The 15,261-nt window shown below is 55.8% G+C and carries 10 protein-coding genes and 4 pseudogenes; 9 read left to right on the top strand and 5 right to left on the bottom strand.

What is annotated here, in order from left to right:
- Window positions 1–8: 8 nt before the first annotated feature.
- The gene (gene msrB, locus PHO31112_RS21890) at window positions 9–530 is read right to left on the bottom strand and encodes a peptide-methionine (R)-S-oxide reductase MsrB (protein ID WP_150623097.1); all 522 of its coding nucleotides are present in this window, start codon (window positions 528–530) and stop codon (window positions 9–11) included.
- A 332-nt stretch (window positions 531–862) separates the two neighbouring features.
- Here msrB and PHO31112_RS21885 point away from each other — a divergent pair, with 332 nt between their 5' ends.
- Both PHO31112_RS21885 and PHO31112_RS21880 read left to right on the top strand, forming a co-directional pair.
- A complete protein-coding gene (locus tag PHO31112_RS21885) occupies window positions 863–1,603 on the top strand; it encodes a response regulator transcription factor (protein WP_150623030.1) in 741 nt (246 codons plus the stop codon).
- Complete coding sequence (locus PHO31112_RS21880) at window positions 1,600–3,093, top strand: sensor histidine kinase (RefSeq protein WP_150623028.1); 1,494 nt, start codon at window positions 1,600–1,602, stop codon at window positions 3,091–3,093. Before PHO31112_RS21885 ends, PHO31112_RS21880 begins: the two co-directional genes overlap by 4 nt.
- Here PHO31112_RS21880 and PHO31112_RS21875 read toward each other — a convergent pair.
- Window positions 3,077–4,213 carry an RHS repeat domain-containing protein gene (locus PHO31112_RS21875; RefSeq protein ID WP_150623026.1) on the bottom strand — a complete coding sequence of 379 codons (1,137 nt, stop codon included), beginning with the start codon at window positions 4,211–4,213 and terminating at the stop codon, window positions 3,077–3,079. The two genes, PHO31112_RS21880 and PHO31112_RS21875, sit on opposite strands and share 17 nt — an antisense overlap.
- Before the next feature lie 1,186 nt (window positions 4,214–5,399).
- Here PHO31112_RS21875 and PHO31112_RS21865 point away from each other — a divergent pair.
- The 6 genes and pseudogenes from PHO31112_RS21865 to PHO31112_RS21840 all read left to right on the top strand — a co-directional run.
- Window positions 5,400–5,624, top strand: a pseudogene (locus PHO31112_RS21865) (DDE-type integrase/transposase/recombinase); the annotation flags it as partial.
- Between the two features lie 482 nt (window positions 5,625–6,106).
- Entirely contained in the window at window positions 6,107–7,057 is a 951-nt protein-coding gene (locus tag PHO31112_RS21860) for a hypothetical protein (RefSeq protein WP_150623024.1), read from the top strand.
- Between the two features lie 76 nt (window positions 7,058–7,133).
- A pseudogene (locus PHO31112_RS21855) lies at window positions 7,134–7,773 on the top strand (IS5 family transposase); the annotation flags it as partial.
- Between the two features lie 239 nt (window positions 7,774–8,012).
- On the top strand, window positions 8,013–9,011 hold the full coding sequence (locus PHO31112_RS21850; RefSeq protein ID WP_150623022.1) for a hypothetical protein: 999 nt from the start codon (window positions 8,013–8,015) through the stop codon (window positions 9,009–9,011).
- Window positions 9,012–9,131: 120 nt separating this feature from the next.
- Window positions 9,132–10,175, top strand: a complete 1,044-nt coding sequence (locus PHO31112_RS21845) for a hypothetical protein (protein WP_150623020.1) — start codon at window positions 9,132–9,134, stop codon at window positions 10,173–10,175.
- Window positions 10,176–10,507: 332 nt separating this feature from the next.
- Window positions 10,508–11,594, top strand: a pseudogene (locus PHO31112_RS21840) (IS3 family transposase).
- Window positions 11,595–11,836: 242 nt separating this feature from the next.
- Here the strand turns inward: PHO31112_RS21840 and PHO31112_RS21835 are convergent.
- The 3 genes and pseudogenes from PHO31112_RS21835 to PHO31112_RS28270 form a co-directional block, all read right to left on the bottom strand.
- The gene (locus PHO31112_RS21835) at window positions 11,837–12,808 is read right to left on the bottom strand and encodes a hypothetical protein (RefSeq protein ID WP_150623018.1); all 972 of its coding nucleotides are present in this window, start codon (window positions 12,806–12,808) and stop codon (window positions 11,837–11,839) included.
- Between the two features lie 649 nt (window positions 12,809–13,457).
- A pseudogene (locus PHO31112_RS21830) lies at window positions 13,458–13,901 on the bottom strand (hypothetical protein); the annotation flags it as partial.
- Window positions 13,795–14,220, bottom strand: a complete 426-nt coding sequence (locus PHO31112_RS28270) for a helix-turn-helix domain-containing protein (protein WP_150623016.1) — start codon at window positions 14,218–14,220, stop codon at window positions 13,795–13,797. The gene PHO31112_RS28270 and the pseudogene PHO31112_RS21830, both read right to left, overlap by 107 nt.
- A 703-nt stretch (window positions 14,221–14,923) precedes the next feature.
- On the opposite strand from PHO31112_RS28270, the gene groES reads away from it, so the two are divergent.
- Window positions 14,924–15,214 carry a co-chaperone GroES gene (groES, locus tag PHO31112_RS21820; protein WP_010808449.1) on the top strand — a complete coding sequence of 97 codons (291 nt, stop codon included), beginning with the start codon at window positions 14,924–14,926 and terminating at the stop codon, window positions 15,212–15,214.
- The last annotated feature ends 47 nt before the right edge of the window (window positions 15,215–15,261 follow it).

Below are 15,261 nucleotides of genomic sequence, written 5' to 3'. Positions count from 1 at the left end.
ATATGACGTCAGGCGGCTTGCGGACTGAACGTCATCGCAAGGCCGTTCATGCAGTAGCGCAGACCGGTTGGCTTCGGACCATCGTCGAACACATGGCCCAGATGACCGCCGCAACGCCGGCAATGCACTTCGGTGCGCACCATGCCGAAAGTCGTGTCGGTGCGCGTGCCCACCGCATGCTCGAGCGGCGTCCAGAAGCTCGGCCAGCCGGTATGGCTATCGAACTTCGTGCGCGATGAGAAGAGCGGCAGCGCACAACCGGCGCACGAGAACGTGCCGGCACGGTGTTCATCGTTAAGCGGGCTCGAATAGGGACGCTCGGTCCCCTCCTGACGCAGGATTTCGTACTGTCCGGGCGTCAGGCGCCTGCGCCACTCGGCATCGCTGTAGGCCACCTCGAAGTGTTCGGGGGCGCTGGCGCGGGGGGCGTCGCCGGCCAGCGCAGGACGCGTGAGCCGTGGCACCAGCCCGGCAGCGACGGCCGCCGCCGCAGCGGTAGCACTCAGCAGGAACACACGGCGCGACGGCATCGGGCCGGTGCTCGCGACAGCCGCGCGGCGCGGCGGCGACAGCTCGGGCGGGGTGCGTGGATCGTTTTCGGACAAACTCATGACATCCTCCGGTCAGTAGGCCGATCCGGGGCGGGGCTGGCCCCTGCCGTCACGGGTTAAGGGGAGCGGGACGGGCGCCAGCAGGGCACAGCAGGGATGCGCGCCGGATCAATGACTGAAGCGTAGTGCGCCAGCGATGCCAAAGTCCTCACGTAAAATTAAACAATTCGTGATACCTCGCGGTGCGTGAACTGCGCACAATGGGGGCTTGAAGACTCACTTTCGCCACTTACCTGGGAGTTGCCCCCGCGATGGAATCGCCGCGCCGTGTTTTGCTCGTCGAGGACGACGTGCATATCGCCGACCTGCTTACGCTGCATCTGCGCGACGAGCGATTCGAAGTCGTGCATTGCGCCGACGGCGACGAAGGCTTGCGCCGATTGTCCGAAGGCGGCTGGGATGCCCTGATCCTCGATCTGATGCTGCCGGGCGTGGACGGGCTGGAAATCTGCCGCCGGGCGCGGGAAATGACCCGCTACACGCCGATCATCATCACGAGTGCGCGCTCCAGCGAAGTCCACCGCATTCTCGGGCTGGAACTGGGCGCGGACGACTATCTGGCCAAGCCGTTTTCCGTGTTGGAATTGGTGGCGCGGGTCAAGGCGCTCATGCGGCGGGTGGATGCGCTGGCCCGCAACGCACGCATGGAGGCAGGGAGCCTGGCGATGGCGGGGTTGTTCATCGATCCGATCGCCCGCGAGGCGTCGCTCAGCGGCAAGCGGCTCGATCTCACGCCGCGTGAGTTCGATCTCCTGTACTTCTTCGCCCGTCAGCCCGGCAAGGTGTTCTCGCGCATGGACCTGCTCAATGCGGTGTGGGGCTATCAGCACGAGGGCTACGAACACACCGTCAATACGCATATCAATCGACTGCGCGCCAAAATCGAAGCGGACCCGGCGCAGCCGACACGCATTCTCACGGTCTGGGGGCGGGGTTACAAGTTCGCGACCGACGCGCCGGACGGTCGGAGTGCCGACGCAGGAGCCGCATGATGCGCCGCTGGAATCTTACGCTCACCCAGCGCCTGTCGCTGGTCTTTGCCGCACTGCTGCTGGTGTGCTGCGGCACGTCGGCCTGGATGCAGGTGCGTGCGAACCGCATGCATGAAGCCGAAGTGATTCAGGGGCTCTCGCGCGGGCTTGCGGAGCACATTGCCGCCAACGCGCAACTGATGGATTCGAACGGCATGAAGCCCGATGCCGTGCGGCGTCTGTTTGGCCAGTTGATGGTTGTGAATCCGAGCGTCGAGGTCTACCTGCTCGATACGCAAGGGCGCATCACCGGTCACGCCGCACCCGAAGGCCATTTGCGGCGCATGCAGGTCGATCTGGCGCCCGTGCACCGGCTGCTCGATGGCGAAGCATTGCCGATCTACGGCGATGATCCGCGTAACACCGATGTGCGCAAGGTATTCAGTGCCGCGCCGCTGCGCGTGGACGGTCGGGAGGTCGGGTACGTCTACGTCGTGCTGCTGGGCGAAGCGCACGATCGATTCGCCGAGCGAGGGGCGACGAGCGTTGCTCTCAATACCGCGTTGTGGTCTATCGGACTGGTGGCGGCGTTGTGCCTGATCGCCGGTCTGGCGGCGTTCGCGCTCATCACCCGGCCGTTGCGGCGTTTGACGGATTCGGTACGCGAGTTCGATATCGACGCGGCTCCGATGCCGCCATTGCCTGCGGTATCGGCCGACGAGTTGGCGTCGCAACAGGCGCGTCCGAGCGACGAGATCGTGGTGTTGGAGCGAGCCTTCCGGCAAATGGTCGAGCGATTGGGGGCGCAATGGCGCACGCTCACGCGTCAGGATCAGGAGCGGCGTGAACTCATTGCCAACATCTCGCACGATTTGCGCACGCCGCTGTCGTCGCTGCACGGATATCTCGAAACGTTGTCGCTCAAGGACGCCACGCTGACACCGGCCGAACGGCGGCGCTATCTGGGTATTGCGCTCGATCAGAGCCGCAAGGTCGGTGCGCTGGCACAGTCGCTGTTCGAACTGGCGCGTCTCGAACATGGTTTCGTACAGCCCGAGGCAGAGCCGTTCTCCGTCACGGATCTGATACAGGACGTCTTCCAGAAATTCGAGTTGAGCGCCGAGTCGCGCGGCGTGGCGCTGCGTGCGCAGCTCGCGCCGCAAATTCCCGTCGCGTGTGCCGATCTCGGCCTGATCGAGCGAGTCTTCACGAACCTGCTCGACAACGCGCTGCGCTACACGCCGTCAGGGGGCGAGATCACGGTGGCGGTGGCACCCGTCGGCACGGAAATCGAGGTGCAGGTGAGCGATACTGGACCGGGCATTCCCGAGAGTGCGCGCGAAGGTCTCTTCGAGCGGCCGTTCACGGTGGGGGGCGCCCGCCGGGAGGGCGGGCTGGGCTTGCGTATCGTGCACCGCATTCTGCAACTGCACGGCCGGCGCATCACCTTGGTGGACTCTACCGGTCACGCAGGGCAGGGCGCCACGTTCCGCTTCACTTTGCCGACGTGATCTTGTTGTCTGCCGAGGTGCTCGGCACGGCGTCGAAATAGGTCAACTTGCGCACGAAGACATTGGCGAACGGGTCGACCTTTTCGACCTTTGTGCCGGGGATGGCCGGTGAGGTGATCACCACGCGCACGATATTGCCGTGGCTGTCGTACTTGTAGTGATACTCGGACACATGGCGCTCGCCGGTGGCGGCGTCGGTGCGGGTCACCCGCATCAACTCGCGGCGAGGTGAGTATTCCGAGACCTCGTTGTCCCATGCCAGCGGGAGCCATTGCCCGTCGATGAAGGCTGCCGCGCCGTTGTCGCGCACGATGCGGCTGCCGTCGGGCTTGCGCTCCACGCTCGCAAAGGTGCGGTAGGAGACGACCTTCGGCGCGGGACGTGCCTTGCCGTCCGCTGTGACAACCTGGCGTGCCTCGTTGGGCGCTTCCCACTGACGCGAGAGCGCGAAGCATTCGTCGTCGAACAGGCGCGCTTGCAGGCTGCCCGCGCGGCGATGGTGTGCGCCGTTCGCCGAGTCGACGATGCGGCGGGTCCATTCCAGTTGGCCGTTGCTTTCCTGATGCACCTGTTCTTTCCATGTCCCGCGCCGTGAGGCGCCGCGCACGACCCAGGCGTCGGCACTCTGCCAATCGACCGGAGCGCCGTCGATACTGTGCAGCCGTCCGTCGGCGTCGTACGTGTATCGACCGCGGTCGGTGCTCGATAGCAGGTGACCTTGTGCGTCGAAATCCATGACGAAGCGATTGCCGTTGTCGAGCGGGCCGACTTTGCCGGTGTTGCGGTCATAACTGGCGATAAAGCGCGTTTCCTCGATACGGCGGACACCGGCGGGAATACCCCCGAAGTTGCGCATCAGATCGTCTTCCTCGCGCAGGGAAGCCTGCACGCACCAGGGCAACGAGGCGGCGGCCTGGTGCGTGTCGACGGCAGTCTGGGGATTCTGGGGCGGGGGCGTCGATGTATTGGCTGCCGGGATACTCACCGCCGGGGCAGAGTCCGGCTGAGGGCCAGCGCAACCGCCCAGCGCTGCGGCCAGCGCGACGAGTGCGAGCGCACTACGGACAGGGCGTGGGGAAAGGACGAAACGGACCGTTCGGACAGGTAAAGCTGACGTCATCGCAGGTAATTGCCGGAGAAATTTCGTCCCCGATTGTACCGGCTCCGTGTGACGTGTCTGCCGCAAGGCGTGGAATCGGGCTTCGCGGCGCTTTTTTTTTGCCGCTTCCAGGCACTTATGTCGAGATTCCGTGAACGTTGAACCGGACGTGTCCTGAAATCAATGGTTTCCGCCTGAGCCCGTCTGCCAACATTGAACTCAAACTTCTCCCAACTTTGAACTATCCGATATTCGGATCTCGTTGCGTTGAACTTTCTTGTCTTAACTTTTAGATCCCTTTGCGGTGAAGCGACTTTGAGGACTTCAAGACCAATTCAATGCACTTTAGTTGAATCTGAAAAGCTAGAGCGTCCATTGAACACAGAGATTTCCAATGTGATAACTCCCGTGAGTCCATGGTGAATACACAGGAATATGATACGCCCCCATTGAGGTATATCGAGATTTATTAGCATCCCAATGCAATATTTCTCTGACATATGTCCACACCACATCCGGCATAGATCTGGCGTCGCTCGTGTTAGCCGGAGCGAGCCATTTACCGAATTTTTTCTCGGGCACGCTAACGCGCTTCGAGAACGCTGTTCGTGTCATTTTTGGCTGGCTCATTGCATCTCGCAGAAACTCCTGCTGTGTCTGCGAACGAGCATTTTGAACTGCCATCAAATAAAATCCCCCGCTAAATTTTGCTGCCACGAACGTGGTGGATGCCGTATTCGCGGTCTTGGGTTCGACAGCGGATACCGCGTGTATTCGAACGTTGCGTTTCCGGCCTTATCCCGGCACACCCCCTCATTACGCTGATCATCCCCGGCTCCTTTACGCCGATCCGCGACAACTGGAAAAGGGAAACAATAATCCTAGCATGTCAGTATCCGTACTATTAGCCCTGATAGTTGGCTGTGTTCGGTTCGTATGGTGTTATGCAAACAAGGTGGAACATACATCTTGTGCTTGCGGCCTTCGAGTCCGAGGCTCAGGCGGAGGTCATGACGACCGGTGACTCCCTGGCAACAGGTGTCGGAAGCACAGGCCTAGGGCGGTATCGGTTGGCAGGACATCCGCAAGGCGATGCTCCAGTGTTCCACCATATGACCTGACCACTATGTCCTAAGGACAGCCCTTCCGGGGGCACTGCCTGTGGCTATTCAGCGAGGTGCCTTATGAGTGCCCAAGATCGACGCGACTGCAAGTGCCGAAGAAACGACGTAGACGCCGCGTAGCCGGCAGTCGGCCAAAACCCCATGCACAGGCAACTCGCAACTCGGTGTGGTGCTATGACTTCGTGTTCGATGCCTGAGCGAACGGCCAGCAAGTCAAATGTCTGACGGTGGTCGACGAATATACGCGCGAATGCTTGGCGATCGATGTGGCAGGATCGATTCGCTCACGTCGATTAGCGAACGTAGTTTAACCACTGGGGCCGTGAATCTCCAGTCATAAGTGGGACAAAAAAGTCCGCCAGGTCACGTGGGCGGATGTTCGTTAACACAGTTAGCTTAGACAATTCCGCTCGCATTAATATTGCCACAGCACCTTCCGCAGTTATTCTATCCGACGATGGCATAACTTCATATGTCGCTGTTTTTCTACATTAATGCCAACACGAGCACCCTAAATATAGCGCGATTTTTGTTTGTGGCTTCTGGCAGCGGTTTTGTTTATAAGGTGGCTTACATACAGGACACGGGCATACCTGTATGCTCCGCAAAATTCCAGTCCTTCAGGGTTTCTTATCAATTAAGCTCTTGCTATTTCCAATAAATCACATTTTTTTGAAAAATTCGATAAAAGCGAATGAAAAAATAAACGACATTACTCAACATTGACAACGGAGTCGGCATGGAATTTTGCAATTGCCGATGACAGGAAAAATGCAAAAGGATATACATTATGTCAATTCAAACGGGAATGCATATTTTTTACGCAAACAACAACAAAAAAACTGGCATAGATTTTAAACAAAAATATCGTAAACCAAACAATTGGTATAAGATCATATCATTTCCGGCGAAACTCCCCGATGACAAAGTATTGCATTGCAGCCCCACTGTATCGGCATTCCATGATCAACTTCATGTATTTTATATGGACTCTTCTCATGTCGCAACGATGTTGGTTATTTCGTCATACACCACAAAATTAATCAAATATTCGACTCAAAGTCTAAGTTTTGAAGTTGGCGAAGCAATAGCGCCTTATTTCAATGAAGAAACCTTATATTTATTTTACAAGTCAAATAATAACAATTCAATTAACTACCGAGTTTATACTTATGCAAATGGAAGTTGGTTTGGGGGCTTCGGCAACACATTCCAGAACATGAGTACAGGTAATGCCCCGAGCTTTGTTTCAGGGGGGGTTTCACCATATTTATGGTGGAGTAGCACCGACGGATATTTATACTATGCAAGCCTCAATATAAGTAATAATGGAAACATCACGACAAGTCTCGTTACCAACACCAATAAAAAAATTACATATAGTCCAAGTGCTGTTTTTTGCAATATTTATGGATACTCTCCATTTTATCTTGTATTTTATCAAGCAGGAGAGTACACAAGAAGTTTACGCTGCTATCATTTTAATAGTGGGTCTGGAAATCAGTTGAGAAAAAACGGGGAGTATTCTATAAACAATAATGTCCCTGGAATTTACACTTCCCCTAGCGCTGTGTCTAGTAGTGACGGATATGTTTACATATGCTACGAAGCTAATAGCGGTATAGGTAAGTCTGTTAATATTGTTAAGATGGATCCCAAAACTCTGGATGCCAAATCTACGGATGAAACATACGCTTATATGGCGAGAGCAAACTCTAGTCCATGTCTATTGATCGTTTGAACTTGGCGCTTTGCATTATGTAGACGTTGTTGCACAAACCGAGCGTGAGGACAGACTTAGAGTCGCTAACAAAACCCTGTCATCGAATCCTGGTCCGCTGTTGCCGGTTGTGGAGCCATCGAGCAAAGGCGGCCGCCCGCGCGTGGAGGTTCGGACGGTGGTGCTGGGCGGCATCCTGCTTGTTCTGCACACCGGTATCCCGTGGGAATATCTGCCTAAAAAACTGGACTGCGGCAGCGGCATGACGTACTGGCGTCGCCTGCGGGACTGGCAGGCCGATGGCATTTGGGTGCGACTGCATTTGGCCCTGCTCAAGCGCTTCCGAGAGCATGACCAGATCGGCGGAGTCGAGGCAGCGTCGACGGTGCAACGGTGGCCAGCCCCTCGAGGGCGAGCAGATCGGGCCGAACTCAACGGATCGCGGCAAGCTCGGCAGCAAGCGCCATCTCGTCGTAGACCGGCGTGGCGTGCCATTGGCGCTGATAGGCCTCGGTGCCAATCGTCACGACTCGGTGGCGTGTGAGGCGCTCGTTGACGCCATACCGAGCGCTCCCGGACTCGATGGCCGGCCGCGGTGCCGCCCCGCCAAGCACCATGCGGACAAGGGATACGACTTCGCGCGATGCCGGCAGCATCTGCGCAAGCGCAGCATCACTGCCCGGGTCGCCCGCCGTGGCATCGAAAAGAAAGACCGCCTCGGTAAGCATCGCTGGGTTGAGCAGTTGGCACCTAAATAAATTAGGAGATTCCGAATGAGCAACATGCGCTTGTCCCATAATAAAGATACTCTTGGTTCCCGTGATATCTTCAGTGAAGCTGCCTAGATTTCTCTCGTCTTTTGCTTCACTTCCGACAAATTCTATTTCACGCCACTCAAAGCACCCATTGTCTTGCGGTTCACCCGTTTCTCTCTACACAAGTAAAAGTAGTTAACGCCATTGATAGGAGTCATCCGATGACCGATACTCGCTTGAACCGTAAAGAAGCCACAGGTTCACTCTATGTGTTCTTTCAATCGGCAGATTATCCATTGAGTCCATCCTATATCACCTTTGATACGGATGCGATGGCTTGGGGCGATCCCGTTACCCTGCCAGCTATGTTGCTTCACGATAAAGAAGATATTTTTTATAATTCCAGCCCCCGGGCTATTTACTGGAACAGTCAAATCTATATCTTTGGTCGGGGACCGGATAATCACGTGGCAGTGATGACAATGACATTGGATGGAGCGACGTCAGATCCAGTCACCTTGAATGATCAAACCTGCACCGCTGTCACGCCGTATATCTGGAATAACAATCTTTATATTTTTTATGCGGGCGTTGGTAGTAGCAACCCACTGTGCTGTACACAGTATGATGCAAACCTTAAGATGGTTACTTATTGGGTCGCATCAAACAGTCAAAGTACTGACCCAGTCTCCTTCGTTCCTACTGACAGCAATGGAGGGGGGGTTGTAGTTTACAACTCAGGCTCCAACCTCTACCAAGTTAATTTTAGCATGTCGACTGGTTTCTCTTCCAATTCAGCGACTCTGCCAATCAAAATAAATTTTGGCACGAGTTACATCACAATTCCGGGTGATCCGGGGGCTGATGCTGACATGGGGGGGGACTATGTCCTATTTAGGGATATAGCATCCAGCTATGTGTCTTGCTTCGGCATAATGGATGACAACCCAAACCATAACTCCAGTGTATTCCAGATAGAGGGCATCAGTGCTGATGCCGATCTATCTGCAGTACTTTTTTATGGCGATGGAAAAAGTGCTGATATCGCCATATTTTATGTAGATGATCTCCAGCTTAAAGTATCAGGAATCCACGTCACTCCCAATTATAATGATAACAACAATATTTTTTGGGCCGATTTCAATATCAAAATAATCCAGCCTACCGGAGTTGCCATGCCCGATGTAAATTGCAGCCCTTGCGCCCTTGTAATCAGCTAAGAAGTCTCTCAAACCTGGCTCAGGTAGGTTGCACTTGGAATTTGAGCCCAGCCCAAAGCCCGGGCTTTCCAAGTAGTGTAACCGAGCTTTATTAGCCTCTAAATCGGCAGGAGATACTCCATGGGTAAGTTCAGCTTAATTCAAAAAAATATCACGTCTAGCTCCATCTATGTCTTTTTCCAGCATGCGGACTCCCCAAGCAACCCAGCCTATATCGTTTTCGATTCCGATTTGGGAATGTGGAGCGATCCTGTTATCTTGACGACCATGTCACTTCACGATCAAGAGAACGGTGTGTACAACTCTGATCCGCGAGCCGTTTACTGGAACAACAAAATATATCTCTTTGGGCGTGGACCAGACCAGCACGTGCTTGCGATGATATTTGACGGAACAACCTGGTCAGACCCAGTTACCTTGGGCGACCTATCGTGTAATGCCATCACGCCTATCGTTTGGAATAACAGCCTCTATATTTTCTATGCAGGTCATGATATAGGCAATGGAACCCCTCTTTCCTGTTCGCAGTATGATGAAAATCTTAATCCCAATACTCCGGATGGTAATGCGGGTGGTTATTGGGTTTCAAAAAATGATTGTACTTCCTATCCGATTGCGCCTCATTCCGTTTCGAGAAATATTCCGGCAATTTGGTCAGTTTTTAATAAAAATGGCGTTGGCTATATAGCTCAATTTGACGGAAATAATCTATATGATGGCCAGGGCTTGAGTCAGGATTGCAATCCAAGCTTTGGACCAAGCACAATACCTGTCGGAGATAATAACCAAGTGGTTGCCTACAAAGGGTCTGGAGCGAACGGGGGATTATACATGCTTCAGCTGATTTTTACTGACAGCGCTGAATGGTATGTTCAAGAACCCCCCATTCTTATAGATGGCATTAATATTTCTACAGCGCCATGGGGGATACTTCTTGACGGCGACGGCTCAACAACAGCAAATTTTGCAATATTTTACGCAGAAACCGCAGAAAATGTTGATGTTGCGCCTCGCCTGAAGATGGCTATTATAGATTGCAATGGAACGGATATTGATGGCAGCGGAACGAATGACAAGTACACCTATACCCTCTCAGCCATACAGAATATTGACATTCCTGTGGCGCCCACAAATTGCAGCCCATTTGCCCTTCCCATTCCATAAATGATGCTCTATTTTTGTATCGGTTTTCAATAAATTAAACCTGCTATTATGGATCAATTGCTGAGGAATATAAACGGAAACACATTTAATGCGTAAGTGGATAGCGGAAGCCATTCATACTTGACCCTGACCCAAGAAATAGTCCGGTTCAAAAGTAGAGAAATTCGGCATGATGTGTCTGATCGGACACGAAGGCCATGCCATGAAGACGAGTAAATTTACGGAAGAGCAAATCGCATTTGCACTGAAGCAAACCAACGGGATATGGCAATACCCCCGCAAATCCAGCGACGGGAGAAGTAGAATTTTCTCGTTAAGAGGGAGTTCTGCAAATGAAGAAGTCGAGATTCACGGACAGCCAGATACTGGAGGCGCTCAAGCGCGCGGAGGCTGGACTGGCGGTGCCGGAGCTATGCCGGGAACTGGGCATCAGTTCGGTGACGTTTTATAAATGGCGTTCGAAGTACGGCGGCATGGACGCGTCGATGATGTCGCGCATGAAGGAGCTGGAGGCGGAGAATGCCCGGCTTCGCAAGATGTACATCGAGGAGAAGCTCAAGGCTGAGATTGCCTCGGAGGCGCTGCAAAAAAAGCTCTGAAGCCATCTCGTCGGCGCGAGATGGCGAAGCAGGTTGTACAACAGCGCCGCGTGTCGATTCGTGTGGCGTGCGCGGTGTTTTGCATCAGCGAATCGTGCTACCGGTACGCGGCGAAGTTGAACACGGAGAACGAGGAGATTGCCGACTGGCTGCTGCGTATTACGGGCTGGCATCGCAACTGGGGCTTTCTGCTGTGCTACTTCTACCTGCGTAACGTGAAGGGATTCGGCTGGAACCACAAGCGCGTTTACCGGATTTACCGCGAGCCGGAACTGAACCTGCGCATCCAGCCGAGGAAGCGCCTGGTGCGGGAGACGCCGCAGCCGCTGTCCGTGCCGCAGGCCATGAATGAAGTGTGGTCGATGGACTTCATGCATGACCAGTTGGTTGACGGGCGCAGCATCCGGACGTTGAACGTGATTGATGATTTCAACCGGGAGGCGTTAGGCATCGAGGTGGATTTCTCGTTGCCATCGGAGCGGGTGATTCGTACGCTGATGCAGCATATGGAATGGCGAGGCAAGCCGAAGGTCATCCGGTGCGACAACGGCCCGGAATATCTGAGCTCGGCTATCGTGACATGGACGCAGAAGCAAGGCATCCGGCTGGAATACATCGAGCCGGGCAAGCCGCAACAGAATGCGTATATCGAACGGTTCAACCGGACCGCCCGATACGAATGGCTGTCGCAGTATTTGTGGGAGGACCTGGAGCAGGTCCGCGAAGCGGCGGCCGACTGGAGTGGACTTACAATCACGAGCGCCCGAATATGGCATTGGGCGGTTTTACCCTGAAGCAGCGGCTGGCCATGGCCGCTTAGTTTCGGCTTCTGCCGACCGTGGAAAGCGGGGGCATTACCGGGCGTGCAGTTCATGACGGTGCAACGCATCTGGCGCAAGCACGACGTTCGGCCGCATCGTCTTGACGGGCTGGCCGATTGGGCGAAGAAGCCGGAATTCCTGGTGGCCCTCCCCGATGTCGGGCAAATCACTGAGGACGTTGGCAAAAAAAGAGCAGCACGGTGTGAAGCTGAGGTGCCCAGGCAGGAGGCGAGGCTGCGGTTCACATTGGCCGGGTGCCAGCCTCGCGGAGCCGGTTCTCGCCGCGCTGGGTCAGCGTGCCGTCTGCACGAAGGTAAGTTCTCAGTGTCGTAACTGAGACGTTGTATTGCCTGGCCAAGCCGTTGAGCCCGCCCGCGGCCTCAATTCCCGCGCGGCCGAGGGTTGCCCACTGTCGCACCATGGCGTCGATGATCCCCACTGGCCCGCCTGGGTCGAGCCGGTCCTCGCCGCGCTGGGTCAGCGTGCCGTCTGCACGAAGGTAAGTTCTCAGTGTCGCAACTGAGACGCCGTATTGCCCGGCTAGGCCGTTGAGCCCGCCCGCGGTCTCAATTCCCGCGCGGCCGAGGGTTGCCCACTGTCGCACCATGGCGTCGGTGATCCCCACTCTCCTGTCTGGGTAGAGCTGGTCCTCGCCGCGCTGGGTCAGCGTGCCGTCTGCACGAAGGTAATTTCTCAGTGCTCCAACGGATACGTTGTCCCGCCGGGCCAGGCCGTTGAGCCCGCCCGCGGCCTCAATTCCCGCGCGGCCGAGGGTTGCCCACTGTCGCAACATGGCGTCGGTGATCACCACTCTCCTGTCTGGGTAGAGCTGGTCCTCGCCGCGCTGGGTCAGCGTGCCGTCTGCACGAAGGTAAGTTCTCAGTGCTCCAACGGATACGTTGTCCCGCCGGGCCAGGCCGTTGAGCCCGCCCGCGGCCTCAATTCCCGCGTGGCCGAGGGTTGCCCACTGTCGCAACATGGCGTCGGTGATCCCCACTCTCCTGTCTGGGTAGAGCTGGTCCTCGCCGAGCCGGACCAGGCCGTTGAGCCCACCTGCGGCCTCAATTCCCGCGCGGCCAAGGGCCCTCCACTGTCGCAACATGGCGTCCGACGCGCTGCGTTGTGTGGCGCTGATCGCATTTCCGCTTCGCTGTTCGGGGTGATTACCGGTGTTGCGAGGGGCAAGCGGTCGCTGGGCCGAGCTCGATGGCATGCCGGCTAACGCCCCGGCACGGATAGGCGGTTCCGTTTGCTCTCCGGTCGGATCTGCCTGGTGCACTAAGCACACGTTGACGCCGACAGTCGTTGGCTGCGTTGATGTTGACGTCGACTGGCTCACGTTTCCCGGGGCCTGTCCGGCGTCCGTTATCGTTCTGAGAGGCGGCGGGAGTTGACCCAAGCCCGGCGGCATACGGGACCCCCCATCCGCTTGGCGCACCTCATGCACGTTGACGCCAAGGCTGGACGACTGCGGTCCAGTTGAGGTTGACGGAGTCGGCTGCGCCGGCGTTGGGGGCATCACGGGAAGCTGGGAGCGCGGGGCACCAGGGCCAGAAATGGGATACATTGAATTTATCTCGTGGAAGCGTTATCGATCGCGGCATACCTGTCGTCATCGTCGCAGCCTGCCGCACGCTTCCGATTGTCGCAGAGGCTCACCAACCACACATGCACAAATCGCTCTTTGGGGGCGTCGCAGAAGCCACTCGCACCAGTCACGTAAACGGCCGCGCCCCCTGACTCCGGAGCGTCAGGGGGCGCGACCGCATTCAGGCCCGGCGGCCTTCAAGTGCCTCAAAGGGCGTTGTCACGTTGACGATGGTACGACGCACTAACGCAAAACTCGCAACCAGTTGTCGGACAGAGGACGGACCTTGGGTGAGTTCGGTGAACTGATGCCAGACGACAAAGCGTTCACAGAGTTGCTTGCGATAGAGTGACGCGCGCAGCAAATGTCGCTTGAGCGCGAAGTGCTGCCGGATCGGGCCGAAGCTGGATAAGAATACCTGGGTGCGTTCGGGATCGCGAAAACCACGCATGCGCCGCTCACGTTCACGCGCAGGTTGGTGGCTATTTTCGGCCCTATTGTTCACGCGGGCTGCAGCCTTGACCCGATGCGCGAACCGGGCGCCGAATTTATCGCACCAGCGGCGCACGGTCTCATAACTCACCACGATGCCGCGCTCGAACAGCCACTCTTCAATGCCTCGCAGGCTCAACTGAAACCGAAAGTGCCGTCGAACGGAACAACTGATAACCGCCGCTGGAAAGCGACGACCGTGATAGAGCGATTTGGGATTTTTCATCTCCCGATTCTACGCGACCACCTCGGCAACGTGACAAAGCCGCGCGCATACATCGTACGCATACACGGGTGTTCCAGCCGGGGGGAAGTGATAGCAGTTGTGACTGCTGGAATGCGCTTCGAAGAAGTTGTGCCTCGTCATCAGTCAGCTCTAACGCGGCGATCGTTCGATCGACCAACTCCTCGTCCTTTGGCAACTTCACGCCGCACTCGATCGCGGAAATATAACTTTGGCGGTATCCCACACATGCTGAGAGCTCTCCCTGCGAGATGCCTAAGGCAGTTCTTGCTGCCCTGAGTCGATGTGCAAACGGGGTCATGGGGACACCTCTCCACGTCGGGAATTTTAGTTGGCCTAGGTTGTAGATTTCTAAAAATTAAGAGATTTCGGAGTTTTGTTTCTTCTCTTTGGTGCGGTATTTGATATGCATTCCAATAAATTTAGGTTTTGCGAAATTTTTTTGCTTTTGACGGGGTGGCTGCGGCCTCGCGCAAATTTTCACTCGGGCACGTCTCGTACGCGTACTGGTGGGGCGGGCGCATGGCAGCTCAATTCGATGCGTATGAACGCGCGTTTCGCTGTTTCTGCACGGCTTGCCATCGTTCACTAGAGCGAGCAAAAGCCCACCTGCCGTAAGGTTTTGTATCGGGCATGGCCCGATGCCCATAGCGATTCACTGCATAAACCTCATAGCTGTTCGTCACTTCGACCGTAGCAAACGTGTGCGCCCATTAGGGGTGAGAGCAGCGGTTGTCTCGTATGTCATTGATTTCAGAAGGTTTGTATCGGCAATCGATCTGGCGAGTTCAAAGTTGAGTGAACAAAGTTCAAAATTCAGTGAATCTCGACATCCGGACAAAAATATCGTCTACGGGAAAACCCCGCGTCTTGAAATCGTAAAACCCCGTCCCTATAATTAGCACTCGTTGGCGCAGAGTGCTAACGCCATGAATTCACCCAATATGCAAATGATTGCATATTTAGTTTTGACGATCTCACACTGAGAGAAAGAGGAGCTTGTAATGAACCTTCGTCCCTTGCATGACCGCGTTATTGTCAAGCGCCTGGACAACGAAACGAAGACCGCATCGGGCATCGTGATCCCTGACGCCGCCGCTGAAAAGCCGGATCAGGGCGAGATCCTGGCGGTTGGCCCGGGCAAGCGCGATGATCAAGGCAAGTTGATCGCACTCGACGTGAAGGTGGGCGACCGTGTTCTGTTCGGCAAGTACGCCGGCCAGGCCGTCAAGGTCGATGGCCAAGAACTGCTGGTCATGCGCGAAGAAGACATCATGGCCGTCGTGGCCGCCTAAGTCTGTCTGCCCCCAGACATCTTACGTAAAGTATTCAAGGAGTTATT

The organism is Pandoraea horticolens (assembly GCF_902459555.1).
Taxonomy (GTDB): Bacteria; Pseudomonadota; Gammaproteobacteria; order Burkholderiales; family Burkholderiaceae; genus Pandoraea; species Pandoraea horticolens.
The sequence above is the reverse complement of the archived record's forward strand: the minus strand, read 5'-3'. Positions and strand labels throughout refer to the sequence as shown.

What these genes read in the sequence shown, in the direction of transcription:
- msrB (WP_150623097.1), bottom strand. Translation starts at nt 530, where the DNA reads ATGCCGTCGCGCCGTGTGTTCCTGCTGAGTGCTACCGCTGCGGCGGCG.
- PHO31112_RS21885 (WP_150623030.1), top strand. Translation starts at nt 863, where the DNA reads ATGGAATCGCCGCGCCGTGTTTTGCTCGTCGAGGACGACGTGCATATC.
- PHO31112_RS21880 (WP_150623028.1), top strand. Translation starts at nt 1,600, where the DNA reads ATGATGCGCCGCTGGAATCTTACGCTCACCCAGCGCCTGTCGCTGGTC.
- PHO31112_RS21875 (WP_150623026.1), bottom strand. Translation starts at nt 4,213, where the DNA reads ATGACGTCAGCTTTACCTGTCCGAACGGTCCGTTTCGTCCTTTCCCCA.
- PHO31112_RS21860 (WP_150623024.1), top strand. Translation starts at nt 6,107, where the DNA reads ATGTCAATTCAAACGGGAATGCATATTTTTTACGCAAACAACAACAAA.
- PHO31112_RS21850 (WP_150623022.1), top strand. Translation starts at nt 8,013, where the DNA reads ATGACCGATACTCGCTTGAACCGTAAAGAAGCCACAGGTTCACTCTAT.
- PHO31112_RS21845 (WP_150623020.1), top strand. Translation starts at nt 9,132, where the DNA reads ATGGGTAAGTTCAGCTTAATTCAAAAAAATATCACGTCTAGCTCCATC.
- PHO31112_RS21835 (WP_150623018.1), bottom strand. Translation starts at nt 12,808, where the DNA reads ATGCCATCGAGCTCGGCCCAGCGACCGCTTGCCCCTCGCAACACCGGT.
- PHO31112_RS28270 (WP_150623016.1), bottom strand. Translation starts at nt 14,220, where the DNA reads ATGACCCCGTTTGCACATCGACTCAGGGCAGCAAGAACTGCCTTAGGC.
- groES (WP_010808449.1), top strand. Translation starts at nt 14,924, where the DNA reads ATGAACCTTCGTCCCTTGCATGACCGCGTTATTGTCAAGCGCCTGGAC.